The organism is Lichenicola sp. (assembly GCF_965198575.1).
Taxonomy (GTDB): domain Bacteria; phylum Pseudomonadota; class Alphaproteobacteria; order Acetobacterales; family Acetobacteraceae; genus Lichenicola.
In genome coordinates, this window is sequence record NZ_OZ240671.1 from 974,304 (window position 1) to 999,596 (window position 25,293).

A 25,293-nucleotide genomic window follows, 5' to 3' on the forward strand; every position below is an offset into this window, starting at 1 on the left:
ACGGTTCCATCGGACGACCCTGCCGTCAGCAGGCCGACTGTTCAATCCGGCCCGGCATCGGAGCCATCCTGGCCCGATAATGCCGGCCAGGTCGGCGCTGATTCGCTTGCCTCGGTCACGGTCACGGTCGTCATGTTGCGCGTCCGTTCGACCAGAACCAGCCGGCGATCCTCTCTCCCCCTGAGGCAGTCGCGCGTTCGCACGACGGAGAATGCAGGTGGTCCCGCTTTTTTGGATCCGGCAACAAGATTCAAGGCCAAAACGATGCTGAACACACGATCGTGCTGGAAGTTTCGGCTGCGGCAGCCGGTATCTCTGGCTTCCATGATTGATAAAGTCGATACCATTGAGCAATGGCAGGCTGACGTTGCGGTTTCGCAATGTATAGGACTTGACGTTACAGGACGCAGCCCGAGAACAACTGATGCAACAAGGAGATGCTTCGCCCGGACGACCTTTTAGACTTCACTGAGGCGTGTCGGTTTGCCGACACTGCGTGCACGCCACCGATCCGCCATGCCGTTCGGTCGACGGTCGGTATCGTGAGGGTCGGCGTCGATCCATTTGGCAGGTCGCCTTGTGGACACGGGCACGACGCTGATCGGACCTGCTCTCATAAACCTCAAGGTGCTCAAGCCGTGCCGACGCCGCTGCAACGACGCCGGGCGGATATGAGCGGGCACAGTTGGGAGAGGACGTGACTTCACGATGACGGGCCGATTTATCTCCTGGCTACTGGATCCCTCGGGCCTCACTCCGCATGGCTTCTGCCTGCTCTGGCAGCCAGGCTTGATCTGGACGTTCGCTCTCGCTGATTTCGCAACGGGCGCCGCTTACTTCGCGATCCCGATTGCCCTGGCGGTCATCTTGCGTCGACGCAAGGACCTGGTGTTCCAGCCGATATTGTGGCTGTTCATCGCCTTCATTCTGTTGTGCGGGATCACCCACTGGCTTGACGTCATCACCCTGTGGGTGCCGATCTATGCCATCCAGGGTGCGGCGAAAACCATTGCCGCAACGGTCTCCGTTTTGACGGCGATCGTTCTGTATCGCGTGCTGCCGGAGGCTCTGGCTCGTCCCTCTCTCGCCCAGTTCGAGGAGGTCGCTGAAAACCTGCGACAGGGAAAGGATTTCCTCGATCGCATCGGGACGGCAGCGGGGGTGGGCGGCTGGGAACTGGATCTGGCAACGCTTCGCCTGTCCTGGTCGTCGGAGACGTATCGCATCCACGGGCTTCCTCTCGATTTCCAGCCGACCCTCGAGACGGGGATCACGTTCTATGCACCGGAAGCGCGACCGATCATCCGCGCGGCGGTCGAGAAGTGTATCGCCGACGGTCTGCCGTGGGATCTTGAACTGCCTTTCAATCGGGCCGATGGCGAGCAGATATGGGTGCGCGCGATGGGGTCCGCGACGTTGGTCGATGGTCAGCCGGTTCGCCTGACCGGCGCATTCCAGGACGTGACCTCCCGCGTTGCCGCACGACGGGCACTGCAGGACATCAACGAGCGGGTCGAGCTCGCAACGGATTGTGGCAGGATCGGCATCTGGGACTGGGACCTCGTGCATGATGTGCTGTTCTGGGATGCGTGGATGTACCGGCTCTATGGCATGGAGGCCGGCGATGGCCGTAGCACGTATGAGTTGTGGACGAGCCACCTCCATCCAGACGATCGTGCCGGCGCCGAACAAGCGGTGCAGGACGATATCGAGGGTGTGAAGCCCTATCGTTACGAGTTTCGCATCGTCTGGAGCGATGGCAGTGTCCACCACATCGGTGCAGCGGGCCATGTGACCCGAAATTCGAGCGGTCGCGCCACGCGCATGATCGGTACGAACTGGGACGTCACGGAAGCCAGGGATCTCACTGTCCAGTTGGCGGCCCAGCATGAACTGCTCTCGGTCACCCTCGACTCGATAGGCGATGGCGTCATCACGACCGACCCGTGGGGCAGTGTCACCTGGCTGAACCCGATGGCCGAGAAGATGACCGGCTGGACCGACACGGAGGCGCGCGGCCGGCCGCTGACCCAGGTGTTCCAGATCATCCATGAAGAGACGCGGACGCCGGCGGAAAATCCGATGCGGGATTGCATGGACCGGGACAGGATCGTCGCGCTGCAGAACAATATCCTGCTGATCGCCCGGGACGGCACCGAACGCGGCGTCGAGGACACCGCCTCGCCGATGCGCAACGAGAAGGGCGAGGTGCTCGGCATGGTGCTGGTGTTCCACGACGTCACCGAACAACGGCGTCTCGCCGGCGAGATGAGCCATCGAACATCGCACGATTTCCTGACCGGCTTGATCAACCGGCCGGAGTTCGAGATACGCTTGCACCGGGCGCTCGAGCGGGTTCATACGGACGACCATGCGCATGCCCTGCTCTACATCGATCTCGACCAGTTCAAGATCGTCAACGACAGTTGTGGACACGCCATAGGGGACCAGCTGCTCGTGCAGGTCGCCAAGCTCCTGTCCGACGTCGTGCGAACCAGCGACACCGTCGCCAGGATTGGCGGCGACGAGTTCGCCGTGCTGCTGGAAGATTGCCCGCTCGTGCACGCGCAGCGTTTGGCGCAGCGGATTTGCGACCGCCTGGACTCCTACCGCTTCGTGCATGAAGACAAACGATTCCGGGTCGGTGCGAGCATCGGCCTGGTTCCGGTGGATGGTCGCCTCGCGACGACAGCCGCGGTTCAGCAGGCGGCCGACAGCTCGTGCTATGCGGCAAAGGAAGCCGGGCGCAACAGGGTGCAGACGTGGTCCGAATCGGACACGGCGATCCATGCGCGGCGAGGGGAAGTCCAGTGGGCGACCCGGCTGGAGGCGGCGCTCGATGGCGACAGGTTCACCCTCTTCTTTCAACACATCCAGCCCTTGAGCGGCGACGATCAGGGCCTCTATGCAGAGGTTCTGTTGCGGCTCCGCGATGACGGTGGCGGGTATGTGCTTCCCGGTGCGTTCATGCCGGCTGCCGAGCGATTCAATCTTGCCTCGCGCATCGATCGCTGGGTGCTGCGCGAAACGATCCATTGCATGCAGAGCAAGGTCTTCAGGGACGCGTTCGAGAAGCTGAGTATCAACCTTTCCGGGCAATCCGTCGGCGACCGCGCCTTCCATCGCTGGGCAGTGGACGTGCTGGACGAGGCCGGACCCGAGATCTGCTCGAAGCTCTGCCTGGAGATAACCGAAACGGTTGCAGTGACCAACCTCGCCGATGCATCGATATTTATCGAGCAGCTCCGCAAGTTGAAGGTGAGCGTGGCACTCGACGATTTCGGTGCCGGCGCCTCGTCGTTCGGTTATCTGAACGTCATGCCTGTCGACGTTCTCAAGATCGACGGGCAGTTCGTGCGTGATCTGCTGGTCAATCCGCTGCACGCTGCCGCAGTACGGTGCTTCATCGACGTCGCAGGAGTGGTGGGTCTGAAGACGGTCGCCGAATTCGTCGACGACCCCGACATATTGCGCCGGCTGCGGCAGATGGGCGTCGACTTCGCCCAGGGTTACCTGGTTCACCGTCCCGAGCCGCTGAGTGCCCTGATGGAGACCATCCAGACGGCTGCGACCCGGCGAAAGCTGGATGAGGACGTCGGCGTGAAGGTTGTCGATCTCACCGGCAGGGAACGGTGAACGACGGCACGGATCATATCGGCAGGCTCGCCACCACCCGGCTCGGGACCGCATCGGCAGCGGGTGGGGGCACGGTTACGGGTGCCGTCGCCAGAGCCGCTTCGACGGCGGCCTGGCGGGAGGAAAGCCGGTCTAGAAGGAATTGCCCCCCTGGTCGTTCGGCCCCGGGGGTGGCGCGCCGGGAGCCATCTTTCCGGGCGCGGTCGAGTGCTCGACATCGTAGGCGGTGGCCTTCTGTTCGTAGCTGCCTCGCAGGCCTGGATGCTCCTGATCATAGAGAGCCGCCTTCTCGCGCGCCTCCTTGCGGTATTCGTGCCGGACATACATGCCGGTGGCGCAGCCGCTCAGCGCACCCAGAACACCATGATGCACGACATGCCCACCCACTGCCCCCACGGCACCGTATTTGAGGCAGCCTCCGGGCTCCGCCTGGGCCGCGGTCAACGGACCCAGGGCCAGGGCCGTGATCATCACCAATTCGAAGGTCTTGTGGGTCATGATGCGTCCATCGGTTTTGCTGTTCGACGTATGAAGCCTGGCGCCGTTCCGTGCCATCCCGCCGTCGACATGCGGCCGGTACAACCGCGCGACATCTTCCAGTAGAACAGGCCGGCCGCCTGGGACCGTCATCGCGGAAGCGGTGAACCGGCCAACCGCCGGATCGTTGCGGTTGCTGTTGCAGATACAGGAAATCCCGTGCGCAGTTTCTGCCGATCGCTCTCGCCCTGCCTCGTAGCGGGTCTGTTGACCGTCGCCGCGTCGACCGCGGCGCACGCTGCCGAGGCCGTTTCCGCGGCAGACCGCGCCTTCGTGGCGAAAGTCAGCCAGGGTGGCATGTTCGAGGTCAAGCTCGGCCAGGTCGCCGGCGACCAGGGCAGCACCCAGGACATCAAGGACCAGGGCGCCACCGAGGCGCACGACCACACCCTGGTCGGGGACAAGCTCAAATCGGTCGCCTCCGATGCCGGCATCGACGTCCCCGACGGCCTGAACCCGCAATTCCAGAAGCAGCTCGACAGCCTCGAGGCGATGTCCGGGACCGCCTTCGATGCCGCCTACCTGCACGCCATGGACGTCATCCATGCCAAAGACGGCGCCGCGTTTGCGGCCGAGGCCAGCTCCGGCACCAACCCCGGATTGCGGGCGTTCGCCGCCGAGACGCATCGCATCGTGGTGCGCCATATCGGCGAACTGCATGCCCTCGGCGCGTCGCGGAGCTGATCAGCCGCGGATCGGCGAGCGCGGATAGACCCCCAACCGCTTCGTCTCCTCGGAAAAGAAACCCAGCTCCTCGATCGCCCGCGCGACCGGTGCATCCTCCGGATGACCATCGATCTCGAGCAGGAACTGCGTCGAGGAGAAGAAGCCGTCCAGCATGTAGCTCTCGATGCGGGTCATGTTGACGCCGTTGGTCGCGAACCCGCCGAGCGCCTTGAACAGCGCGGCGGGGACGTTCCTGACGCGGAACAGCAGCGTCGTCATGGTGTCCGGCAAGCCGGGCGGCGGCGAGATCGGGATGCGCGCCGCGACATAGAACCGGGTCGTGTTGTGGGCGGCGTCCTCGACGTTGCGGCGCAGGATCACGAGCCCGTGCAGCTCGGCGGCAAGCGAGGACGCCACCGCCGCATCCTCCGGACGGCCCCATCCGGCGACGAGCTCGGCAGCACCGGCTGTATCGAACTCGACCACCGTCTCCAGCCCCAGCTCCTGGATCAGCCGGCGCACCTGACCCATCGCCACCGGATGCGTGTGCAGCCGCTTCACGTCGCCGATCACCGCCCCGGGGACGCCCAGCAGGCAGTGCTCGACGCGCTGGAAGTGCTCGCCCACGATATGCAGCCCGCTATCCGGCAGCAGCGCGTGGATGTCCGGCACGCGCCCGGCGAGGCTGTTCTCGCAGGCCAGCATCGCGAGCTCGGCCACCCCTTCATGGACCGCCTCGATCGCCGCCTCGAAGGTGGCGCAGGGCAGCGTCGGACGCCCGGGATACGCCGTGCGGCAGGCCAGGTCGGAGTACGCCCCGGACCGCCCCTGGAACGCGATCGGCCCGGATGAGCCGAGGGACGATAAGCCGGGGAACGATGAGCCGGGAAAAGATGAGCCGGCGGATGCGGCGGGAGGCGCGTTGGTCATCGGGACATGATCTCATGATCCGCGGCCCGGGCGTGGGCCGGCGCGGGTTGTTCGCATCGGTCGCATCCCATAGGCTTGCCCGCATCGCCAAGGAAGTGCCCGGGGACGGTCCCGCGGTTCGGGAACGCGGGGTCGGGTCTGCTGCCGATGGACTTCAAGGAACTCAACAAGATCGCCGTGTCCGGCCTGTGCGCCGTGGTGGCCCTCGTCGCCGCCGATATTGCCGGCGGCAGCCTGGTGAGTGCGACCCGTCCGGCGGCACCCGCGTTCCGGATCGCCGGCATCGCGGCCTCCTCCACACCCGGCGCCGCGACGTCGGATGCTGCAACCGGCGCCCTGATCGCAGGCCTGCTCGCGCACGCGTCGGTGGCCAAGGGTGAGGCCCTCGCCGGCGAGCAATGCGGCGCCTGCCACAGCTTCGATGCCGGCGGCCCCACCCTGGTCGGTCCGAACCTGCATGGTGTTGCCGGCGACAAGGTGGCGGCGGTCGCCGACTACGACTACTCCGACGCGCTCAGGCGGGTCGGCGGACGCTGGACTCCGGAGCGGCTGTCCGCCTGGCTGACCAGGCCGCGGGCCTTCGCACCCGGCACCAGGATGGGTTTCGCCGGCATCCCCGCCGCTCCGGAGCGCGCCAACGTCATCGCCTACCTGTTGTCGATTGCGGCACCCTCGGCCGAAGCTGCGACGGCCGCGCCCGCCGCCGCCAGCCCTGTCGCCGCCAAGCTTGCCGTCACCAGCAGCGATCCGGCGGTCATCAAGGCGGGTGCTGCCGAAGCCGATGCCGAGTGCAGCGCCTGCCATTCGTTCGACAAGGGCGGTTCGGCGATGATCGGGCCCAACCTGTATGGCGTCTTCGGCCGCGCGATCGCCCGGGGTAGCGACTACAGCTACTCGGCCGCCCTCTCCAGCCGGCACGACACCTGGACCGCCGCCAACCTCGACGCCTGGCTCCGCAAGCCGCGCCAGTTCGCTCCCGGCACCAAGATGGCCTTCGCCGGGATCTCCGACGACACCACCCGCAGCGCCGTCGTGGCCTATCTGCATTCCCTCTCCGACAGCCATTGAGCGCCGCGCATTCCGACCTCGGCCCGGACCGGGACCGTCTGCTCGACACCGCCCTCGCCGCCATCGACGCAGCCGGCGCGATCGTGCGGCCGTTCTTCCGCACCCCGCTGGATGCCGAGATCAAGGGCGACCGCAGCCCGGTCACGCTGGCCGACCGCAACGCCGAGCTCGCCATCCGCGCGCTGCTGGCCGAGCGCACCCCCGAATGCGGCATCCTCGGCGAGGAGTTCGGCCTCGAGCGACCAGAGGCCCGCCTGCGCTGGGTGCTCGATCCGATCGACGGCACCCGCGCCTTCATCACCGGCCGCCCGACCTTCGGCATCCTGATCGGGCTGCTCGCCGACGGCCTTCCGGTGCTGGGCGTCATCGACCAGCCGATCACCGGGGAGCGCTGGATCGGCATCGCCGGCGAGCCCACCCGATTCACTGGCCCGTTCGGCGGAACTGCCGGCACCCGGCGCTGCCCCGAGTTGGCGCTGGCAGAACTCTCCTGCACCACGCCCGCGATGCTCGACGACAGCACCTGCCCCCGCTTCCAGGCACTGGAACAGGGCGTCCAGCGCGTCTCCTGGGGCGGCGACTGCTACGCATACGGGCTGCTGGCACTCGGCCAGATCGACATCATCGCCGAGCGCGACATGAAGATCTGGGACTGGGCCGCCCTGGTGCCGGTGATCGAGGGTGCCGGCGGCCGCGTGACCGACTGGAACGGCCAGCCTCTGCGCGCCGATGGTGACGGCAGCGTGCTGGCCCTCGGCGACGCCCGGCTGGCGGACCAGGTGACCCGGCTGCTCGCCGCGCGATAGCTGCCATTCGCGGCGGCGCTACCCGTCCGCGCCGGTTTCCGTTAGGCACCTGGAACACGCACCTCCGTTCCCTGCCGAAACAACCGCGGATCATCGATGGCCAGCCAGTTCTCCCTGCCCAAGGACCGCATCCGGATCCTGCTGCTGGAAGGCGTGCACGACACCGCCGTCGAGCTGTTCGCACACAGCGGCTATGCGTCGGTCACCCGCCATGCCGGCGCCCTCTCCGGTGCCGACCTCGCCGCCGCCCTCGAGGGCGTGCATGTCATCGGCATCCGCAGCCGCACCCAGCTGACCGCCGAGATCATCGAGGGCGCCGACAAGCTGATCGCCGTCGGTTGCTTCTGCATCGGCACCAACCAGGTGGCGCTCGGCGCCGCCGCGAGCCGCGGGATCCCGGTGTTCAACGCGCCCTACAGCAATACCCGCAGCGTGGCCGAGCTCGTCATGGGCGAGATCGTCATGCTGATGCGGCGGATCTTCCCGAAATCGGTCTCGGCGCACCAGGGCGGCTGGGACAAGTCCGCCGCCGATAGCTGGGAGGTGCGCGGCAAGACGCTCGGCATCGTCGGTTACGGCAGCATCGGCAGCCAGCTTTCGGTGCTGGCGGAAGCCTTTGGCATGCGGGTGATCTATTTCGACGTGAACGACAAGCTGGGCCACGGCAACGCCTCCGCCGCGCCCACGCTGGAGAGCCTGCTGGGCCAGAGCGACGTGGTCAGCCTGCACGTGCCGCAGACGCACGAGACCGACCTGCTGATCGGCGAGGCCGAGATCCGCGCCATGAAGCCCGGCAGCTTCCTGCTGAACAACGCGCGCGGCAACGTCGTCGATTTGGAGGCGCTGGCCCGGGCACTCGACGACCGCCACCTGCTGGGGGCCGCGATCGACGTGTTCCCGGTGGAGCCGAGCAGCAACAACGAGCCTTTCGTGACGCCGCTGCAGGGCCGCGACAACGTCATCCTGACCCCCCATATCGGCGGCTCGACGGCAGAGGCGCAGGCCCGCATCGGCGTCGAGGTGGCGCGCAAGCTGATCGAGTACAGCGATGTCGGCGCCACCCTGGGTGCAGTGAACTTCCCGCAGGTGCAGTTGCCGCCACGCCCCCGCGGCACCCGCTTCATGCACGTGCATCGCAACGCGCCCGGCATCCTGCGGCGGATCAACGAGATCTTCTCCGAGGCCGGTGCCAATATCGCCGCGCAGTTCCTGCAGACCGACGGCGAGCTCGGCTACGTCGTGGTGGAGGCTGAAACCCAGCGCAACGAGGACATGGCGATCCTGGCCAGGCTGCGTGAGCTCGACGGCACCATCCGCGCGCGGCTGCTGTATCAGCGCTAAGTCTCACGGGTTCGTGATCGTGCGCGCCGGGGCGATGCCCTGGCCGACGCCTGGAACCCGGCCGATGGTGCAACCGACAGACAGCCAGGGGCTACATCGATGCACATCCTGATCCTCGGCGCCGCCGGGATGATCGGCCGCAAGCTTGTCGATCGGCTGGTGAGTGATGGCCGGCTCGGCGACCAGGCCGTGACCCAGCTGACCCTGGCCGACGTGATCGCCGCCCCGTCCCCGGCAGGTTTTGCCGGGACCGTCGACAGCCGCGCGGTCGATCTCTCGTCGGACCATGTCGCAGCCGACCTCGTCGCCGGCCGCCCGGACGTGATCTTCCACCTGGCCGCGATCGTCTCGGGCGAGGCGGAGGCCGATCTCGAGACCGGCTACCGGGTCAATCTCGACGGCACCCGCTCCCTCTTCGACGCGATCAGGCTTCAGGGCGCCGAAAGCGGCTGGCGTCCGCGCGTCGTGTTCTCGTCCTCGAACGCGGTGTTCGGCGGCCCGCTGCCCGGCGTGATCGGCGACGACTACGTGGTCACGCCGCAGACCAGCTACGGCACCCAGAAGCTGATCGGCGAGCTGCTGCTGGCGGACTATTCCCGCCGCCACATCTTCGACGGCATCGGGCTGCGGCTGCCGACCATTTGCGTGCGCCCGGGCAAGCCCAACCGTGCCGCCTCCAGCTTCTTCTCCGGCATCATCCGCGAGCCGCTCGCCGGCCAGGAGGCGATCCTGCCGGTGGCCGACACCGTGCGCCACTGGATGACCAGCCCGCGCTCGGCGATCGGCTTCCTGCTGCATGCCGCCACGCTGGATCTTGCACGCGTGGGCGAGCGGCCGAACCTGACCATGCCGGGCCTGTCGGTCACCGTGGCCGAGCAGATCGAGGCGCTGCGACGGATTGCCGGCGATCGCACCGTGGCGCTGATCCGACGCGAGCCCGATCCGGTGATCGAACGCATCGTCGGCGGCTGGGCGCAGGCGTTCGAGGCCGGCCAGGCCCGGGCACTCGGCTTCACCGCCGAGACCCGCTTCGACGACATCATCCAGGCGCATATCGACGACGAGCTCGGCGGCCATATCGGCTGACCAGGCCCGCTCCGGCAACGACCGGAAACCAGGGGAGACGTACGACATGGCCGATGTGATCGGAATGGCCGGGGTGCCGGTAAATGGCAGCCTGGCGCTGGGGCGGGCGGTGTCGAAAGCCAGGCTCCGGCTGATGCCGTTCCTGATCCTGATGTACATGATGGCGTTCCTGGACCGCTCCAATGTCGGGATCGCCAAGCAGGCGCTGCACGGCCAGGTCGGCATCTCGGAAGGGATGTTCGCCCTCGGCGCCGGCATCTTCTTCGTCGGCTATGCGATGTTCGAGGTGCCGAGCAACCTGATCCTGCACCGGGTCGGCGCCCGCGTCTGGCTCGCCCGCATCATGATCAGCTGGGGGATCGTGGCCGCCTGCACGATGTTCGTGACCGGCGCCACGTCGTTCGTCATCGTGCGGCTGCTGCTCGGCCTCGCCGAAGCCGGCTTCTTCCCCGGCGTGATCCTGTACCTGACCTACTGGTTCCCACCCGAGAACCGCGGCCAGATGCTCGGCATGTTCTATTTCGGCTATCCGCTGGCACTGGTGATCGGCGGTCCGGTGTCGGGCGCGCTGCTCGGGCTGGAAGGCTGGCTCGGCCTGGCCGGCTGGCAGTGGATGTTCCTGATCGAGGGCATCCTGGCCGCGCTGGTCGGGGTGCTGACGCTGTTCGTGCTGCCCGACCGCCCCGCCGAGGTCGCCTGGCTGGAGCCCGAGGAGAAGGCCGCCCTCTCGGTCGTGCTGACCCGTGAGCTTGGCGAGAAGGCCGATGACGGCTCCGGCACCTTCGCCAGCGCGCTGCGCGACGTGCGGCTGCTGCAATACGTGCTGATCTATTTCCTGATGCAGATCTGCAGCTACGGCGTGGTGTTCTACCTGCCGGACCAGGTCAGCCGGCTGCTCGGCGTCAAGATCGGCTTCCTGGTCGGGCTGGTCAGCGCCATTCCCTGGGTCTGCGCCATCATCTTCACGGCGATCTGGCCGGTGATCAGCCAGCGCCTGAACCTGCCCCGCCTGTTCTTCCAGGTATGCCTGGTCCTCATCGTGGGCGGCATCCTGGTCTCGGCACACTCGGCCCCGTTCGTCGCCATCGTGGCACTGTGTTTCGCGGCATCCGGCATCATCGCCTGCCAGGCGATCTTCTGGACCTTCCCGACCGACCGCTTCGCCGGCCTTGCCGCGGCCGGGGGCATCGCGGTGATCAACTCGATCGGTAACCTGGGCGGCTTCGTGGCGCCGAACCTGCGCGCCGCCGCCGACCGGATCTTCCACAGCCAGACCGCCGGCCTGCACACGCTCGCCATCGCCGGTGCGTGCGCCCTGCTGGCAACGCTGCTGCTACCTGCCCGCGGCCGGCGCGTGGCCGAGGTCGCCCTGCGCGACCAGCCGATCGGCCGGAGGAGACAGGCATGAGCGACCGCCCGCATATCGCCCCGGCCAGCCGTGGTAAGGACACCGAGACCAGGCGGATCGCCCTGGTGACCGGCGCCGGCAGCGGCATCGGACGTGCGGTGACGCTGGCCTTGCTGGCCGATGGCTGGTCCGTGGTCCTCGCCGGCCGCCAGGATGCGACGCTGCGCGAGACCCGCCAGCTCGCCGGCGCCGACGACGCGCATACCCTGGTGCACCCGACCGACGTTACCGATCCGGACTCGGTCGGCGCGTTGTTCGATGCCATCCGGGAGCGCTTCGGCCGGCTCGACCTGTTGTTCAACAACGCCGGCAGCAACGCACCCGGGGTGCCGTTCGAGGCGCTGACCCTGGAGGACTGGAATCGCGTGGTGTCGGTCAACCTGACCGGCGTGTTCCTGTGCGCGCAGGCGGCGTTCCGGATGATGCAGGCGCAGACCCCGCGCGGCGGCCGGATCATCAATAACGGCTCGATCTCGGCCAGCGCGCCGCGTCCGGACTCGGCGCCCTACACAGCCACCAAGCATGCGGTCACCGGCCTGACCAAGGCGCTGTCGCTCGACGGCCGCGCATACGACATCGCGGTCGGCCAGATCGATATCGGCAACGCGGTGACGGCGATGGCGGCGCGCCTGCAGTCCGGCGCCAAGCAGGCTGACGGACGCATGGTCCCCGAGCCGATGATGGATGTCGCCGATGTCGGCCGCAGCGTGGTGTTCATGGCGTCGCTGCCGCTCGACACCAACATCCCGTTCCTGACCGTGATGGCCAACGCGATGCCGTTCATCGGCCGCGGCTGACCCCCGGCTCACGGCTGCCGTCAATCAGGCCTTAACCACGGCGCACGCAGAGTGCGGTTCCATTGCCGGAGCCGCCGCATGCCGATCGCCCGTGTCCAGAGTTTTGCGTTCGCCGGCATCGAGGCGGTCCCTGTCGAGGTGCAGGTTCAGATCTCCAACGGCCTGCCGGCCTTCCTGATCGTCGGGCTGGCCGACAAGGCAGTGGGCGAGGCGCGCGAGCGGGTGCGTGCCGCCCTCACCGCGATGGGGCTGGCACTGCCGCCGAAGCGGGTCCTGATCAACCTGGCGCCGGCTGACCTGCAGAAGGAAGGCAGCCATTTCGACCTGGCGATCGCGCTCGCTGTGCTGGCGGCGATGGACGTGCTGCCCCGCGACGAGGTGGCAGGCTACGCGGCACTTGGCGAGTTGTCGCTCGATGGCAGCGTCAATCCGGTGGCCGGCGTGCTGCCCGCCGCGATGGGAGCCTCGGCGCGCGATCTCGGCCTGATCTGCGCGCAGAGCCAGGGTGGGGAAGCCGCCTGGGCCGGCCGCATCGAGGTCCTGGCGACCCCCGACCTGTTGTCGCTGGTCAATCACTTCAAGGGCATCCAGGTGCTCAGTCCCCCAGCCCCGGCAGGTGTCGCAGAGGCTGGCCGGGTGCCTGACCTGATCGACGTCAAGGGCATGGAGACCGCCAAGCGCGCGCTCGAGATCGCCGCTGCCGGCGCCCACAGCATGCTGTTGATCGGCCCGCCGGGCGCCGGGAAATCGATGCTTGCCGCGCGGCTGCCGGGGCTGCTTCCGGATCTTTCGGCGAGCGAGGCCCTGGAAGTCAGCACCATCCACAGCATCGCGGGCCTGCTGCCGGGCGGCCGCCTGGTGAAGCGGCCACCGTTCCGCGAGCCGCATCATTCCGCGAGCCAGGCTGCCATCGTCGGCGGCGGCCCGCGTGCAAGGCCCGGCGAGGTCAGCCTGGCGCATCGCGGCGTGCTGTTCCTGGACGAGATGCCGGAGCTGCCGCGCCAGTCCCTGGAGGCGTTGCGCGCGCCGATCGAGACCGGCCGCACCACCGTGGCGCGCGCCGCCGGACATTTCACCTATCCGGCGCGGTTCCAGCTGATCGCGGCGATGAACCCGTGCCGCTGCGGTTATCTCGGCGACCCGATCCGCCAGTGCAGGCGTGCGCCCCGATGCGGCGAGGAATACATGGGCAAGATCAGCGGGCCGATGCTGGACCGCATCGATCTCGCGGTGGAGGTGCGTTCCGTCGCTGCGTCGGAAATCGCCAGGGCACCTGCCGGCGAATCTTCCTGCACCGTAGCCACCCGGATCGCCTGCAGCCGCGCCAGGCAGCATCGCCGCCAGGACGGGCTCTGCAACGCGGAAGCCACTCCCGACCAATTCCCGGTCAGCGAGGAGGCGCGCGCCCTGAGCGAACAGGCCGCTGATCGAATGCAACTCTCGGCCCGCGGATATACCCGCCTGCTCCGAGTCTCACGCACCATTGCCGACCTGGACGACGTCGACACCGTGCAACGCCAACACGTCGCGGAAGCGCTCGGGTATCGCCATCGCGCCGTAGTGCGGGGATGAGCACCCAATGACGTTACGGTGAGTGACGGAACAAAACGGGCACACGCGTGTTGGCGTGTCATGACAACGAACCCGAAAAAGCCCGACCCGGTGACCGAGCAGGATCTGCCGTCGAACACCGTCAAAGACCCCGATACCTGGGCCACCGGCGAGGAAACCATGACCGGAGCCCAGGCATCCTACCTGAAGACCTTGTCGGAGGAGGCCGGGGAGCCGTTCGACGAGACCCTCAACAAGGCCGAGGCTTCGAAACGGATCGACGCCTTGCAGGCAGCGACAGGCCGCGGCCGCAACCATTGACCTCGCCGCATTGTCATAGTTTGTAACGCCACAATCCGGCCAACCAATCGACCGATTCTCGACCCGACACTGCGCCCGGATAAGGTCCCACTCTGGAGGCGCCTGCCGGGCGCATCATGCCAATGTCCATCGCCCGCCGATCGCTCTCGTTTTCCGGCACCCTGGCCAGGTTGCTTGCCGCAACCAGCCTGGCCGCCTCTAGCAGCGGGCTCACATTTCCCGCCACTGCCCAGGATGCGGTCGACCCACCCTGGCGTGTCGGGCGACTGGCGCAGATCACCGGCAGCGTCTCGACCCATGGCGCAGGTGCGACCGACTGGGCTGACGCTGTTCTGAACGTGCCGTTGACCAGCGGCGACGCAGTCTGGACCCAGCCGCAGGCCAGCGCCGCGATCCAGATCGCCGATAACCAGATCGCGTTGAGCGCCTCGACGGAGCTCGACCTGGCAACCCTCGACAACCACCAGTTCATTGCCACCGAGCCGCAAGGCGAGCTGTTCCTCGACCTGCGCGACGTGCCCTCCGGCGACAGCTACACCATCACCACGCCACGCGGCGGGGTGCAGCTGGGCGGTGCCGGCCAGTACGGCATCATCGCCGGCGACAGCGCTTCTCCGACCAGCATCAGCGTGATCAGCGGCTCGGCGCGCATCGTCAGCGGCAGCTTCTCCCTTGCGGTCGGCCCCAACCAGACCGCTTTGATCACCGGCAGCGACACCTTGCAGGGATCCGTCGGCCCGCTGGTGCGCGATGACTTCCTGGCGTCCAGGATGCGTCAGCCGGCGCCGCGCCAGGTCGGACCCGCAGCCGTGCGCTACATGACCGGCGGCGAATCGCTCGCGCAGTACGGGAATTGGCAACCCAACCCGCAATACGGCCAGGTCTGGTATCCGCAGGTGCAGAGCGGTTGGGCGCCCTACCGCGAAGGCAGCTGGTCCTATGTCGAGCCCTGGGGATGGACCTGGGTCGATAACGAGCCTTGGGGATTCGCGCCGTTCCATTACGGTCGCTGGTCACAATTCAACGGGCGCTGGGGCTGGGTGCCGGGAGAGCAGCAGGACCAGAGGGGCGTCTATGAGCAGCCGACCTACGCTCCGGCGCTGGTCGATTTCGTGGTCGCCGGGGCAGTCGGTGCAGCTGTAGGCGGGCTGCTGGCCGGTGGCTTCGGCCACGATCGCGGCGATCGCGGCGATCGTGGCGGTGGCGGCGATATCGGCTGGATCCCGCTCGGTCCGGGCGAGGCTTACCGGCCGACCTTCAACGCCAACCAGGCCTACCTGCGGCAGGTGAATAACGGCCGCATCGACAACACCCGGATCGACAACCGAAGGGTCAACAACACCACCGTCATCAACAACTACGCCAACCGCTCGGCGCTGACGGTCATCCCGGCGGCCGCGATGGCGCGTTCGGAGCCGGTCGGCCGCGTCGCCCGCACCGGTCCCGAGGCGCTCGGCCAGGCCGGTGGCGGACGCCCGGGTTCGGCGCAGGCAGGACACGCGGCACCGGAGTTCCAGCCGGTGCGGGGCGCCTTCCCGGTCCGACCGGCAGCCGAGACGCGCGGCGTGACACCGGCGGTGGCGCAGCGGCTCGGACTGCCGGCGGGGGCCACACCGCGCACTGCGGCGCCCGGCCCGGCGATCAACCAGGCGCTCTTCCAGCCGCACGCTTTGCCGGCCAACCGCGCGCCGTTCCGCGGCGGTGCAGCTCCTGCCGAGGCCCATCCTGCTGGTGCTCCACCCGGTGCACCAGCAGGGGCTGCTCCGGTGGCGGCGCGCGATGCCGGGCATCCGGCGCAGGCGGCCGAGGCACCCGGAGCCCGGCCGGGACTTCCCGCCTTGCGTGCGCCAGGCGCCGTCCCGGCCGGCGTTCCCGGCAGCCATCCGGGAGAAACCCGTCCCGCCGGTGCGCCGGCCGGCGAGCCGCATCCGGAAGCCGGCCGTCCGGGTCCTGCCGCAGCAGCGAGCACGCCTCCAGGTGCGCGGCCACCGGAACCGCAGGGCGCTCCTGGCCACCCGGAGCCTGGTCACCCGGAGCCTGGTCACCCGGAGCCTGGCCATCCGGCGCCGGGGAATACCGGAGCGCGACCGCCAGAGCAGGCGCATGCCCAGCCGGGTTCCGGTCGCGACAGTCCGCATCAGGAAGCACCGCACCCAGCCCCGTCGCGCCCTGAGGCGCAGCACGAGGTTGCTCCGCACGCTGGCACGCCACATCAGCAGGCGCCGCGTCAGGAGGCTCCGCGAGCCGCCCCCCCGGCCCCCCGCGCGCAGCCGGTGCATGAGGCGCCGCGTCCGGAGCCAGCGCGGCCGGCACCCCGGCCGGCGGAACCGCATCCCGCTCCACGCCCGGCCGCTGCCCCGCACCCCGCCCCGGCACCCGCGCCACACCCCGGTCCGCAGCCGCACAAGGACGACCGTCCGCACTGACCGCCAGGGCGATGCGCGTCGTCTCAGATCGAGGCGGCGCGCAACACCTCGAGCCCGCCGGCGAGATCGGCGATCAGCTCCTCGGGGGATTCGAGACCGACATGCAGCCGCAGCGCCGGACCAGCCGGCTCGGGATGTGGCGATACCACCGCCGTCCGGCTCACGATCCCCGTGGTCGGCAGCGCCAGGCTTTCATAGCCGCCCCAGGAGGCGCCGAGCCCGAACACCCCGAGTGCGGCGACCATGTCCTCGACCGCAGCCGCGGTGAACTCGCGCTGGAACACCACCCCGAACAGGCTGCTGGCGCCGCTGAAGTCGCGCTTCCAGAATTCGTGACCGGGGCTGCCCGGCAGTGCCGGATGCAGCACCCGCGCCACCTCCGGCCGGTCCTGCAGCCACAGCGCGACCGCCATCGCCGAGCGTGATTGCCGTTCCAGCCGCACACCCATCGTGCGGAGGCCCCGCAGGGTCAGCCAGCATTCGTCCGGTCCGGCATACTGGCCGAGCTGTACCACGGAATCGCGCAGCACGACCCAGTCGGCCTGATCGACCACGGTGATCGCGCCCAGCACCGCATCGGCATGGCCCGAAGGATACTTGGTCAGCGCCTGGATCGAGACGTCGACGCCGTGCTCGAACGGCTGGAAGATGTGGATGCCCCAGGTGTTGTCGAGCATCAGCTTGGCGCCGTGCTCGTGCGCGACCCGCCCCAGCATCGCCACGTCCTGCACCTCGAAGCTGTGGCTGCCCGGGCTTTCGGCGAACACCACCTGGGTCGTCGGCCGCATCAGCGCGTGCAGGCCGGCCTCGTCGATCATCGGGTCGTAGTAGGTGGTTTCGACGCCGAGCCGCCGCAGCATGCTGTCGCAGAAGCGGCGCGTCGGGCCATAGACGCTGTCGGGCATCAGGCAGTGGCCACCGGCACCGAGGAACGCCAGCAACGGCGTCGTGCAGGCGGCGAGCCCGGACGATACCACCTGCGTGTGGCGCCCGCCTTCGATCGCGGCGATCGCCTCCTCGAGCAGTGCCTGGGTCGGGCCGCCCATTGCGCCGTAGATCAGCTCATGGTCGTAGCGGCGGCCGGACCGCGCGCGCATCGCGTCCATGCTCTCGTAGAGCACCGTCGATCCCCGCGAGACCGGCGGGTTGACGAAGCCGGGCTCGGTGCCGTTGGGCCGCGCCAGCCGGACCAGCCGATCGGTCAGCCCGGCCCAGCCGCGGCCGGCATCGTGGGAGAAATCGTCCTGGCTCATGACGCCGCTCCGTGTCGTGTCGTCGCCGGGCCGGACCAGCGTTCCAGCCCGGGTGCCTGCGCCCATTCGGTCCAGGACCCGTCATACAACGCGCCCGCCGGCAGCCCGGACACGGCGAGACCGAGCGACAGCACCGCAGCGGTCAGCCCCGAGCCGCAGCTCGTGACGACGCGGTCGGCCGGCCCCACGCCGACCCGGCCGAAGATCGCCGCGAGCTCGTCCGGCGTGCGGAACCGCGTCCCGTCCAGCAGCAGCTCGGTGAACGGCAGGCTGACCGCGCCCGGAATATGACCGCCGGGCAGACCGGCGCGGGGCTCCGGGACGGTCGCCTCGAAACGACCTCGGCTCCGAGCGTCGAGCAGGCGCGGACCGGCCGGTCCGGACACGGCCGATTGCGACAACGCCATCATCTCGCCGAGCCCGACCAGCCGATCGGTGCGCAGCGCGGGGATGAACCTGCCGGGCTCCACCGGCGCCGGCATGCCCTGCTCGAGCGGATAGCCGAGCGCCGTCCAGGCCGGCAGCCCGCCGTCCAGCACACGCACGCGATCATGCCCGAACAGGCCGAGCAGCCACCAGCCGCGGGCCGCCGAAACAATCCCGGTCTGGTCGTAGAACACCACGTCGCTGTCGTTGCTTACCCCGAGCTCCGAGATCAGCCGCGCAAACCGGCCCTGGCTCGGCACCATGTGCGGCAGGCTGCTGTCGGGATCGGAGAACGCCTCGATGTCGAAGCGCCGGGCACCTGGCAGATGGGCCTCGATGAAGCGCGCCGCCGGATCGAACTGCTCGCCGGGAAGCTTGGTCGTCGCGTCCAGCAGGATCGGACGCTGCCGGTCGAGCAGGTGGGTGAGTTCGGTCGGCGACAGCAATGGACTCATGGTCGTGGATTCTCTCCGGTCCGCGGCCGCCTGCCTGGCGTCCGGGCGCTCCGGAGGAGGCGTCGCCAGCCTTGCGGCCGGCGACGTCTAGATCACTGGATGCGGTACTCCGCAAGCAGCGCGCGCACGCGTCTTGCAGCGGTCGCCCCCTTGATCGAGTCGCGCCAGATCGCCTCGCAGGCGCGCTGATGGGTGGAGACCGCCTCGGGCGCGCCGGTGACCAGCGCCACGCCGGTCGACACGCTCGCCGAAGCATCGCTGCGGAACGGGTTGATCGCCAGGGTCGCGCGATCACGCTGGCGCAGCAGCACGCAACTGGTGGTGGTGTCGGCGCCGGACAGCAGGCTGAACTGCAACCCCATCGGCTCGGTCTCGAGCAGCGTCGCGATCGCCTCGACCTCGGCCGCGGCAACCTGCCGGCAGCGCGTCCGCAGCTCCTCGTTCAGCGGCAGCCCGGAGGCGATGCCGTCCTGCAGCAGACGTTGCAGCGCATGCTCGGGCAGGATCGCGATGATGCCGGGCCGCCGCGCCTGGTAGGCCCGCTTGCGCAGCGACAGGATGCCCAGCACCTGCTCGGCCAGGCTGCGCATGCTCACCGCTTCCTCGCCAGCCTCGTCGGCGAGCTCGAACAGGCACTGCGTCAGCACCGAATCGTAGGCATCGGAGGTGACCAGGTAGCAGAGCGGATCGCCCACCTGCAGGATCTGGTCGGCGCCTTCCTCGATCTGCCGCAGCCGCTCGAAGAAGCCGACGGTGCGGCTGTAGTACTCGACGCCGATGCCCAGCAACGAGAGCGGCGAGATCTTGAGCAGCTCGGCCAGGCGCTGGACCGTGTCGAGCTTGATGACCTCGCCCTTCTCGTATCGATAAAGAGCCGCGCGCGACACGCCGAGGCGGGCCGCGATTTCCTCCGCACGCATTCCGGATTCGAGACGGTAGGCACGCAGCTGTTGACCGATTTCATTAACGCGCATGATGCACCCTGGTCTTCACTCGTTGAGCAACGGCGTTCGACCCCGTCGGATTAACGGTAAAGTGACGCTAACAGCAACCCGCTCGCAGAGCTATAACGGAATGATCACCTACCGATACGGTGATCGAGTCTCGGGGGTGAGTGTGACGTCAGCAGCACAATCGAGCCTCCGCCTCACCCGGTGCGGCGGCTTTGCGCAATACGAGCTTCGTGACAGGCTGCTCGCCATGAACACGAAATCAGACGGGCCGGGGTAGGACCGGGCAGCCGATGATGGCCGAGCGGATCATGATGGGGCTGCTGCTGGGCGGGGTCGCGACCGGCTGCGTGGTCGTACTGTACCCGTTCTTCTCGGCGATCCTGTGGGCGGCGATCCTGGTGTTCACCACCTGGCCGGTCTATTCGCGGCTGCGTTCGCAGATCGGCCGGTTCCCGGCTGCCATCCTGATGATGATCGTCACCGCCTTGCTCGTGGTGCTGCCGATCGGACTGGTCGCATCCGCGGGCGTGGCCGACGCACCGGGACTGCTGCACGCAGCGACCGGCCTGGTGGCGCTCGGCCTGCCCGAACCGCCGCACTGGGTGGCACGGGTGCCGTTCGTCGGGCACCAGCTGACCGAGACGCTGCAGCGCTGGTCGGACGACCTCAACCAGGTCGGCGCCACCGTGCAGCCCTATATCGGCACCATCGTCGGCCGCGTGCTGGCTGTGCTTGTGCAGCTCGCCGGCGGTCTGTTGCAGCTGGTGCTGGCACTGTTCATCGGCTTCTTCTTCTGGGTGAACGGGGATGCGCTCGGCGGCACCCTGACCGCGATCATCCGCCGCATCGCCGGCTCGTACGCCAACCGGCTGTTGAGCGTCGCCGGCAACACCGTCCGCGGGACGGTGTACGGGATCCTCGGCACCGCGATCGTGCAGGGGATCCTGACCGGCATCGGCTTCTACATCGCGGGCGTGCCGAGCCCGGTGCTGTTCGGAGGCATCGCCGCCTTCGTGGCCGTGCTGCCGATCGGGGCACCGCTGGTCTGGGTGCCGGCCGCACTCTGGCTCGCGCTGTCGCACCATCTCGGCTGGGGCATCTTTCTCGCCCTCTACGGCGTGCTGGCGATCTCCGGTGCCGACCACGTCATCCGTCCGGTGTTCATCGCCCGGGGTGCGCAGCTGCCGTATCTGCTGACCGTGCTGGGGGTGCTCGGCGGCGTGCTCGGTTTCGGCGGCCTCGGCATCTTCCTGGGGCCGGTGCTGCTCGGGCTCGGCTACACCCTCGCCGTCGAGTTCGCCGCCAGCGGTGACACGCTGACCACGCCGCCCACCTACCCGATCGCCGGCATCGAGCCGCACGCCTAGAGGCTGTCTGATTGGCGAGCATCCTTGTCCGAGCGACGACAGGCACGGCCGATCGAATGATGCTCGCGTGGGCGGGCTCAGCGACGGTGGCCGTGGCCGTGGCCGTGGCCGTGGAACGATCCGGCCGCGCGCGCGCTTGGGTGATCGGATGAGCGACGCCGCCACCGCAGAAGAGATACGGATGGACCGGCAGCCGCGACCCCGTCACCTTCCTGTCGAGCACCAGCGCATAGCGGACCGGACCGTCATCATCAGCTGGAACCTGCTGCGGCTGGTCGGCGCGACCCTGGACGACGTGATCCGGCTGATCCACGACGAGCGCCCCGACCTGATGCTGATGCAGGAGGCGACCTCCGACATTGATCGCCTGGCCGATCGCATCGGCGGCTACTATGCGCGCTCGCCTCTGCCGGGCCGGATCCACGGGGTTGCCTGCTGGAGCCCGACGCCGTTCCTGTCGGTGCCGCAGGTGCATCCGCTGCAGCCGGGCACGCTGATCCGACGGGTCTGCCAGATCATCGACATGGGCACGTTCTCGGTGGCCAACGTGCATCTGTCGCACGGCCAGGTGCTGAACCGGCGACAGCTCCGGCGGATCGCCACCTTCCTCCCGGCGCGCGGTGCCGTGCTCGGCGACTTCAACCTAGTCGGGCCGGCGCTGCTGCCCGGCTTCCGCGATATCGGCCCACGCGCTCCGACCCACCGCATGGGCGACCTCGTGCCGATCCGGCTGGACCGCTGCCTGGCGCGTGGGCTGGAATGTGTCGAGACCCGGGTGCTGCCGCGTCGGCCGTCCGACCACCACCCGATCCGCGTCGTGCTGCGCAAGCTCCCGGCGATGCCGCCGCGATGGCCGGGCCTGTTCGGCGTTCAGAGATAGGGCAGCATCAGGCGCGCACCGGAATCACGCAGCCGGATGAGGAAGCCGCGCTTGTCGAGGTCGTGGTGGGTCAGCCGGATGTGCCGGTGCTCGCAGATGAAGGCGTCGATCGCGGCGGTGGCAGCGGCGTCATAGACCTCGACGTTGAGCTCGAAGTTCAGCCGCAGGCTGCGCACGTCGAGGTTGGAGCTGCCGATCAGCGACCAGCTCTCGTCCATGGTCATCAGCTTGGAGTGATTGAACGGCGGCCGGGCCAGCCACAGCCTGACACCGGCATCGAGCAGCGGCCCGTTATTGGCGTTGCGCGCCCAGTCGACCGGCTTCTGGTTGCTCTCCTGCGGCATGACGATGTCGATCTCGATGCCGCGCATCGCCGCCATCGCCAGCACTGTCAGCAGCCGCTCGTCGGGCAGGAAGTACGGCGTCATGATGCGCACCGAGCGGCGGGCCATGGCGACCGCCTGCATCATCGCGAACTCGATCTTCTCGACATCCAGGTCCGGCCCCGACGTCACCACCCGCATCAGCGAGCCACCTCCGGGCGCGTCCGCCACCTCCTGCTGCTCGGGAAAGAACTCCGGCTGGTCGATCTCCTGGTGGGTGCTGAACGACCAGTCCCGGGCGAAGGCCTCGCTCAGCTGGTGCACGATCGGGCCGCGCAGCTCGAAATGGGTGTCCGAGACCGGGTGCTTGGGCCGGAACCGCATCATGTTCTCGACCGCGATGTTCATGCCGCCGGTGAAGCCGAGCCGGCCATCCACCACCAGGATCTTCTTGTGGGTGCGCAGGTTGATGAACGGCATGCGCCAGGGCAGCAGCGAGTGCATGAACCGCGCCGTCGGCACTCCCCCGCGGCGCAGGCGCTCGGCGGCGCGGCACCGCAGATACCCGCTGCCGACGCCGTCGACGATCACCCGCGCCTGAACGCCGCGCTTCTGCGCCGCGACCAGTGCGTCGACGAAGCGGCTGCCGACCTTGTCGTCGTGGAACAGGTACGAGCACAGCAGGATGGTGCTCTGCGCCTGCTCGATCGCCTCGAGCATCACCGGGTAGGCGCTGTCGCCGTCCTGGAACCGGCGCAGCGTGTTGCCGCCGAGCAGCGGCCGCCCGGTCAGCCGCCCGACCGCCTCGGCCAGTAGCGCATACTCGCCCTCCGGCAGCCGCTTGCCGGTCGACACACCGTGCCGGCTCGCCCATTGCCGACGCCGGCTGAGCCGTCGCGCCAGCCGCCTGACCCGGTTGACGCCGAACATGACGTAGAGCGCCGTGCCGGTCAGCGGCACCAGCCAGGACAGGCCGATCCAGCCGATCGCCGAGCCGATGTCGCGCTTGGTCCGCAGCACATGCAGCGTCACCAGCACGGACAGCACCAGCCGGAACGGCACCAGCAGCTGCTCGACGATCACCCAGGTGTCGTGGGTCATGCTGCGTTAGGCAATTGGTAAGGAAGACAGCGCAAGGTCTGGTCCCCGGCGAGCTCAAGGAGAACGGCGTCGCGATGACAGGAGCACCGAGGGGCGACCTTACGACCGCGACACGATGCGGGCCCGCATCGGCTTTGACCAGCCCTCGCCCCGATGCGGAGGCGGTGGGACGTGTCCGGCGCAGGCGTCGCGGCAGCCTGGCCTGGAACGCCGGCATGCGTGCCGAGGCTGCGGCGTGCGCGGCGCTGGCTCGCGACGGCTGGACCATCCTGCTCAGGCGCGCCCGGACTGCCGCCGGGGAGATCGACATCGTCGCCGAGCATCGCCCACCGCACGCACCGTCCCTGCTTGCCTTCATCGAGGTGAAGGCGCGGCCCAGGCTGGCCGAGGCGGCTGCCGCCTTGTCACTGCGGCAGCAAGCCAGGCTGCTCACCGCGGCGGCGATCCTGCAGGGCCAGCATCCGGACTGGGTGCATGACGGCATCCGCTTCGACGTGCTGCTGGTGAATGAAGCCGGCGCCGTCCGTCGGATTGCCGATGCCTTCCGCCAGGAACAGCAGGACTGACGCACCAGCCCCGGCGAGACGCTTCTTCACGCGACGGAATGCACGATGAGCACGCAGCCGGCGCATAAGCGGGGCATGGACATCGCCTCAGCCCAGGCCCTGATCCGCTTCGGCCTCGGCCCCCGGCCGGGCGAGGCGCTGCCCACGGATCCGCATCGCTGGCTTGCAGCCCAGCTTGCCGGGCCTGACCCGGTGCAGTTCCCGGACAGCCTGCCGACCACGGCGGACGGACTGATCATGCTGCGCGAGCAGCGTCGCCTCAAACCGCCACCGGGCGGATCACTGGTCGAGCCGCTCTATCGCGCCGATGCCGCAGCCCAGCTCGCGGTGCTGCTGAACGCGCAGGCGCCGTTCCGCGAGCGGCTGGTCTGGTTCTGGGCCAACCATTTCACCGTCAGCATCCGCCAGGGCGGTGTCCGGCCGATCGCCGGCGCGTTCGTGCGCGAGGCGATCCGCCCGCACGTCACCGGCCATTTCGGCGACATGCTGCTGGCCGTGATGCGGCATCCGGCGATGCTGCTCTATCTCGACAATGCCGGATCGGTCGGCCCGGACAGCCCCGCCGGCCAGCCGAACGACAAGCACGCAAGGCGCGGCCTCAACGAGAACCTGGCCCGCGAATGCCTGGAGCTGCACACCATCAGCCCGGCGGCGGGGTACAGCCAGGCCGACGTCACCGCCTTCGCCGCGATCCTGACCGGCTGGTCGATCGATCAGGACGCCGCCCAACCCGGCTTCGTGTTCCGCCAACGCGCCCACCAGCCCGGCGACAAGCTGTTGATGGGGCGCAGCTTCCCGGAAGGCGAGGCCGGTGGCGTGCTGGCGCTGGACATGCTGGCGAGCCATCCGGCCACCTACCGCCATCTGGCGCAGAAGCTCGCCGTGCATTTCATCGCCGACCAGCCGACCCCGAGCGATGTCGGGGCCCTCACCGCGGTGCTGCAGGATACTCGCGGGGATCTCGCCGCCACGTCGCTGGCGCTGACCAGGCTGCCGGCTGCCTGGGACCCGGCGACAAAGTTCCGCACCCCGCTCGACTACGTGGTGGCGGGGTTGCGGGCGCTCGATCTGCCGCCCGCGGCCGAGCCCGAGGTACCTGGCGAGAAGATCGCCGGGATGCTGCGGGCGCTGGGCCAGCCGGTCTGGGAGGCGCCGCTGCCGAACGGCTGGCCCGACCGCGCTGCCGACTGGGCGGCTCCGGAAGCCATGCTGGCGCGTATCGACTGGAGCTACCGGATCAGCGGACGCGCCAACGGCGTCGAGCCGATGCAGATCGCGCACGCCAGCCTCGGCCCGATGCTGCGGCCGCAGACCGTGGCGCAGATCGGTGGCGCCGGCGACCGACGCGACGCCCTGACGCTGCTGCTCTCCTCCCCCGAGTTCCAGAGGCGCTGAC

Annotated in this window: 22 protein-coding genes; 15 read left to right on the forward strand and 7 right to left on the reverse strand. The window is 68.7% G+C overall.

The annotated features are described in order from the left end of the window. Nucleotides 1–41: 41 nt before the first annotated feature. Nucleotides 42–326, reverse strand: coding sequence for a hypothetical protein (locus ACOEQ2_RS04630; RefSeq protein ID WP_419730213.1), 285 nt, complete (start codon nucleotides 324–326; stop codon nucleotides 42–44). A 382-nt stretch (nucleotides 327–708) separates the two neighbouring features. Between ACOEQ2_RS04630 and ACOEQ2_RS04635 the strand changes: the two genes are divergently transcribed. After that, nucleotides 709–3,636: an EAL domain-containing protein gene (locus ACOEQ2_RS04635; RefSeq protein ID WP_419730214.1), complete on the forward strand. Its 2,928-nt coding sequence runs from the start codon at nucleotides 709–711 to the stop codon at nucleotides 3,634–3,636. Between the two features lie 132 nt (nucleotides 3,637–3,768). Here the strand turns inward: ACOEQ2_RS04635 and ACOEQ2_RS04640 are convergent, their stop codons facing one another. After that, nucleotides 3,769–4,134, reverse strand: coding sequence for a hypothetical protein (locus ACOEQ2_RS04640; protein WP_419730215.1), 366 nt, complete (start codon nucleotides 4,132–4,134; stop codon nucleotides 3,769–3,771). A gap of 198 nt (nucleotides 4,135–4,332) precedes the next feature. On the opposite strand from ACOEQ2_RS04640, the gene ACOEQ2_RS04645 reads away from it, so the two are divergent. Further along, on the forward strand, nucleotides 4,333–4,857 hold the full coding sequence (locus ACOEQ2_RS04645) for a DUF4142 domain-containing protein (RefSeq protein ID WP_419730216.1): 525 nt from the start codon (nucleotides 4,333–4,335) through the stop codon (nucleotides 4,855–4,857). Here the strand turns inward: ACOEQ2_RS04645 and ACOEQ2_RS04650 are convergent, their stop codons facing one another. Next, nucleotides 4,858–5,769, reverse strand: a complete 912-nt coding sequence (locus ACOEQ2_RS04650) for a prephenate dehydratase (RefSeq protein ID WP_419730217.1) — start codon at nucleotides 5,767–5,769, stop codon at nucleotides 4,858–4,860. A gap of 147 nt (nucleotides 5,770–5,916) precedes the next feature. On the opposite strand from ACOEQ2_RS04650, the gene ACOEQ2_RS04655 reads away from it, so the two are divergent. From ACOEQ2_RS04655 to ACOEQ2_RS04695, 9 genes are all read left to right on the forward strand, one after another. Then, a complete protein-coding gene (locus ACOEQ2_RS04655) occupies nucleotides 5,917–6,837 on the forward strand; it encodes a c-type cytochrome (protein ID WP_419730218.1) in 921 nt (306 codons plus the stop codon). Further along, nucleotides 6,834–7,643, forward strand: coding sequence for an inositol monophosphatase family protein (locus ACOEQ2_RS04660; protein ID WP_419730219.1), 810 nt, complete (start codon nucleotides 6,834–6,836; stop codon nucleotides 7,641–7,643). Before ACOEQ2_RS04655 ends, ACOEQ2_RS04660 begins: the two co-directional genes overlap by 4 nt. 96 nt (nucleotides 7,644–7,739) lie before the next feature. Beyond that, entirely contained in the window at nucleotides 7,740–8,984 is a 1,245-nt protein-coding gene (serA, locus tag ACOEQ2_RS04665) for a phosphoglycerate dehydrogenase (protein WP_419730220.1), read from the forward strand. 99 nt (nucleotides 8,985–9,083) lie between these two features. Continuing rightward, nucleotides 9,084–10,070 (forward strand): D-erythronate dehydrogenase, encoded by a 987-nt coding sequence (gene denD / locus ACOEQ2_RS04670; RefSeq protein ID WP_419730221.1) that lies wholly within the window; start codon nucleotides 9,084–9,086, stop codon nucleotides 10,068–10,070. 46 nt (nucleotides 10,071–10,116) lie between these two features. After that, a complete protein-coding gene (locus ACOEQ2_RS04675; protein WP_419730222.1) occupies nucleotides 10,117–11,478 on the forward strand; it encodes an MFS transporter in 1,362 nt (453 codons plus the stop codon). After that, complete coding sequence (locus tag ACOEQ2_RS04680) at nucleotides 11,475–12,275, forward strand: SDR family oxidoreductase (protein WP_419730223.1); 801 nt, start codon at nucleotides 11,475–11,477, stop codon at nucleotides 12,273–12,275. The genes ACOEQ2_RS04675 and ACOEQ2_RS04680 overlap by 4 nt, the downstream gene beginning before the upstream one ends. Before the next feature lie 78 nt (nucleotides 12,276–12,353). Continuing rightward, a complete protein-coding gene (locus tag ACOEQ2_RS04685; RefSeq protein WP_419730224.1) occupies nucleotides 12,354–13,847 on the forward strand; it encodes a YifB family Mg chelatase-like AAA ATPase in 1,494 nt (497 codons plus the stop codon). Between the two features lie 60 nt (nucleotides 13,848–13,907). Beyond that, a complete protein-coding gene (locus ACOEQ2_RS04690; protein ID WP_419730225.1) occupies nucleotides 13,908–14,147 on the forward strand; it encodes a DUF3072 domain-containing protein in 240 nt (79 codons plus the stop codon). Nucleotides 14,148–14,269: 122 nt separating this feature from the next. Then, entirely contained in the window at nucleotides 14,270–16,573 is a 2,304-nt protein-coding gene (locus ACOEQ2_RS04695; RefSeq protein ID WP_419730226.1) for a DUF6600 domain-containing protein, read from the forward strand. A 23-nt stretch (nucleotides 16,574–16,596) separates the two neighbouring features. Here the strand turns inward: ACOEQ2_RS04695 and metC are convergent, their stop codons facing one another. The 3 genes from metC to ACOEQ2_RS04710 all read right to left on the reverse strand — a co-directional run bounded on the left by metC (nucleotide 16,597) and on the right by ACOEQ2_RS04710 (nucleotide 19,681). Then, the gene (gene metC / locus ACOEQ2_RS04700; RefSeq protein ID WP_419730227.1) at nucleotides 16,597–17,826 is read right to left on the reverse strand and encodes a cystathionine beta-lyase; all 1,230 of its coding nucleotides are present in this window, start codon (nucleotides 17,824–17,826) and stop codon (nucleotides 16,597–16,599) included. Then, on the reverse strand, nucleotides 17,823–18,707 hold the full coding sequence (locus tag ACOEQ2_RS04705) for a sulfurtransferase (RefSeq protein WP_419730228.1): 885 nt from the start codon (nucleotides 18,705–18,707) through the stop codon (nucleotides 17,823–17,825). The genes metC and ACOEQ2_RS04705 overlap by 4 nt, the downstream gene beginning before the upstream one ends. Before the next feature lie 92 nt (nucleotides 18,708–18,799). Then, nucleotides 18,800–19,681, reverse strand: coding sequence for a helix-turn-helix domain-containing protein (locus tag ACOEQ2_RS04710; RefSeq protein ID WP_419730229.1), 882 nt, complete (start codon nucleotides 19,679–19,681; stop codon nucleotides 18,800–18,802). A 272-nt stretch (nucleotides 19,682–19,953) separates the two neighbouring features. Between ACOEQ2_RS04710 and ACOEQ2_RS04715 the strand changes: the two genes are divergently transcribed. Beyond that, on the forward strand, nucleotides 19,954–21,027 hold the full coding sequence (locus tag ACOEQ2_RS04715) for an AI-2E family transporter (protein ID WP_419731135.1): 1,074 nt from the start codon (nucleotides 19,954–19,956) through the stop codon (nucleotides 21,025–21,027). A 148-nt stretch (nucleotides 21,028–21,175) separates the two neighbouring features. Then, nucleotides 21,176–21,907, forward strand: a complete 732-nt coding sequence (locus ACOEQ2_RS04720; protein WP_419730230.1) for an endonuclease/exonuclease/phosphatase family protein — start codon at nucleotides 21,176–21,178, stop codon at nucleotides 21,905–21,907. Here the strand turns inward: ACOEQ2_RS04720 and ACOEQ2_RS04725 are convergent. Next, nucleotides 21,898–23,331, reverse strand: coding sequence for a phospholipase D-like domain-containing protein (locus ACOEQ2_RS04725; RefSeq protein ID WP_419730231.1), 1,434 nt, complete (start codon nucleotides 23,329–23,331; stop codon nucleotides 21,898–21,900). The genes ACOEQ2_RS04720 and ACOEQ2_RS04725 overlap by 10 nt on opposite strands. 134 nt (nucleotides 23,332–23,465) lie before the next feature. Here ACOEQ2_RS04725 and ACOEQ2_RS04730 point away from each other — a divergent pair, with 134 nt between their 5' ends. Both ACOEQ2_RS04730 and ACOEQ2_RS04735 read left to right on the forward strand, forming a co-directional pair. Continuing rightward, nucleotides 23,466–23,897, forward strand: coding sequence for a YraN family protein (locus ACOEQ2_RS04730; protein WP_419730232.1), 432 nt, complete (start codon nucleotides 23,466–23,468; stop codon nucleotides 23,895–23,897). Nucleotides 23,898–23,942: 45 nt separating this feature from the next. Further along, on the forward strand, nucleotides 23,943–25,292 hold the full coding sequence (locus tag ACOEQ2_RS04735) for a DUF1800 domain-containing protein (protein WP_419730233.1): 1,350 nt from the start codon (nucleotides 23,943–23,945) through the stop codon (nucleotides 25,290–25,292). The last annotated feature ends 1 nt before the right edge of the window (nucleotide 25,293 follow it).

What these genes read in the sequence shown, in the direction of transcription:
- ACOEQ2_RS04690 (WP_419730225.1), top strand. Translation starts at nt 13,908, where the DNA reads ATGACAACGAACCCGAAAAAGCCCGACCCGGTGACCGAGCAGGATCTG.
- ACOEQ2_RS04640 (WP_419730215.1), bottom strand. Translation starts at nt 4,134, where the DNA reads ATGACCCACAAGACCTTCGAATTGGTGATGATCACGGCCCTGGCCCTG.
- ACOEQ2_RS04630 (WP_419730213.1), bottom strand. Translation starts at nt 326, where the DNA reads ATGGAAGCCAGAGATACCGGCTGCCGCAGCCGAAACTTCCAGCACGAT.
- ACOEQ2_RS04685 (WP_419730224.1), top strand. Translation starts at nt 12,354, where the DNA reads ATGCCGATCGCCCGTGTCCAGAGTTTTGCGTTCGCCGGCATCGAGGCG.
- denD (WP_419730221.1), top strand. Translation starts at nt 9,084, where the DNA reads ATGCACATCCTGATCCTCGGCGCCGCCGGGATGATCGGCCGCAAGCTT.
- ACOEQ2_RS04695 (WP_419730226.1), top strand. Translation starts at nt 14,270, where the DNA reads ATGTCCATCGCCCGCCGATCGCTCTCGTTTTCCGGCACCCTGGCCAGG.
- ACOEQ2_RS04720 (WP_419730230.1), top strand. Translation starts at nt 21,176, where the DNA reads ATGAGCGACGCCGCCACCGCAGAAGAGATACGGATGGACCGGCAGCCG.
- serA (WP_419730220.1), top strand. Translation starts at nt 7,740, where the DNA reads ATGGCCAGCCAGTTCTCCCTGCCCAAGGACCGCATCCGGATCCTGCTG.
- ACOEQ2_RS04735 (WP_419730233.1), top strand. Translation starts at nt 23,943, where the DNA reads ATGAGCACGCAGCCGGCGCATAAGCGGGGCATGGACATCGCCTCAGCC.
- ACOEQ2_RS04650 (WP_419730217.1), bottom strand. Translation starts at nt 5,769, where the DNA reads ATGACCAACGCGCCTCCCGCCGCATCCGCCGGCTCATCTTTTCCCGGC.
- ACOEQ2_RS04710 (WP_419730229.1), bottom strand. Translation starts at nt 19,681, where the DNA reads ATGCGCGTTAATGAAATCGGTCAACAGCTGCGTGCCTACCGTCTCGAA.
- ACOEQ2_RS04675 (WP_419730222.1), top strand. Translation starts at nt 10,117, where the DNA reads ATGGCCGATGTGATCGGAATGGCCGGGGTGCCGGTAAATGGCAGCCTG.
- ACOEQ2_RS04635 (WP_419730214.1), top strand. Translation starts at nt 709, where the DNA reads ATGACGGGCCGATTTATCTCCTGGCTACTGGATCCCTCGGGCCTCACT.
- ACOEQ2_RS04680 (WP_419730223.1), top strand. Translation starts at nt 11,475, where the DNA reads ATGAGCGACCGCCCGCATATCGCCCCGGCCAGCCGTGGTAAGGACACC.
- ACOEQ2_RS04725 (WP_419730231.1), bottom strand. Translation starts at nt 23,331, where the DNA reads ATGACCCACGACACCTGGGTGATCGTCGAGCAGCTGCTGGTGCCGTTC.
- ACOEQ2_RS04715 (WP_419731135.1), top strand. Translation starts at nt 19,954, where the DNA reads ATGGCCGAGCGGATCATGATGGGGCTGCTGCTGGGCGGGGTCGCGACC.
- metC (WP_419730227.1), bottom strand. Translation starts at nt 17,826, where the DNA reads ATGAGCCAGGACGATTTCTCCCACGATGCCGGCCGCGGCTGGGCCGGG.
- ACOEQ2_RS04655 (WP_419730218.1), top strand. Translation starts at nt 5,917, where the DNA reads ATGGACTTCAAGGAACTCAACAAGATCGCCGTGTCCGGCCTGTGCGCC.
- ACOEQ2_RS04705 (WP_419730228.1), bottom strand. Translation starts at nt 18,707, where the DNA reads ATGAGTCCATTGCTGTCGCCGACCGAACTCACCCACCTGCTCGACCGG.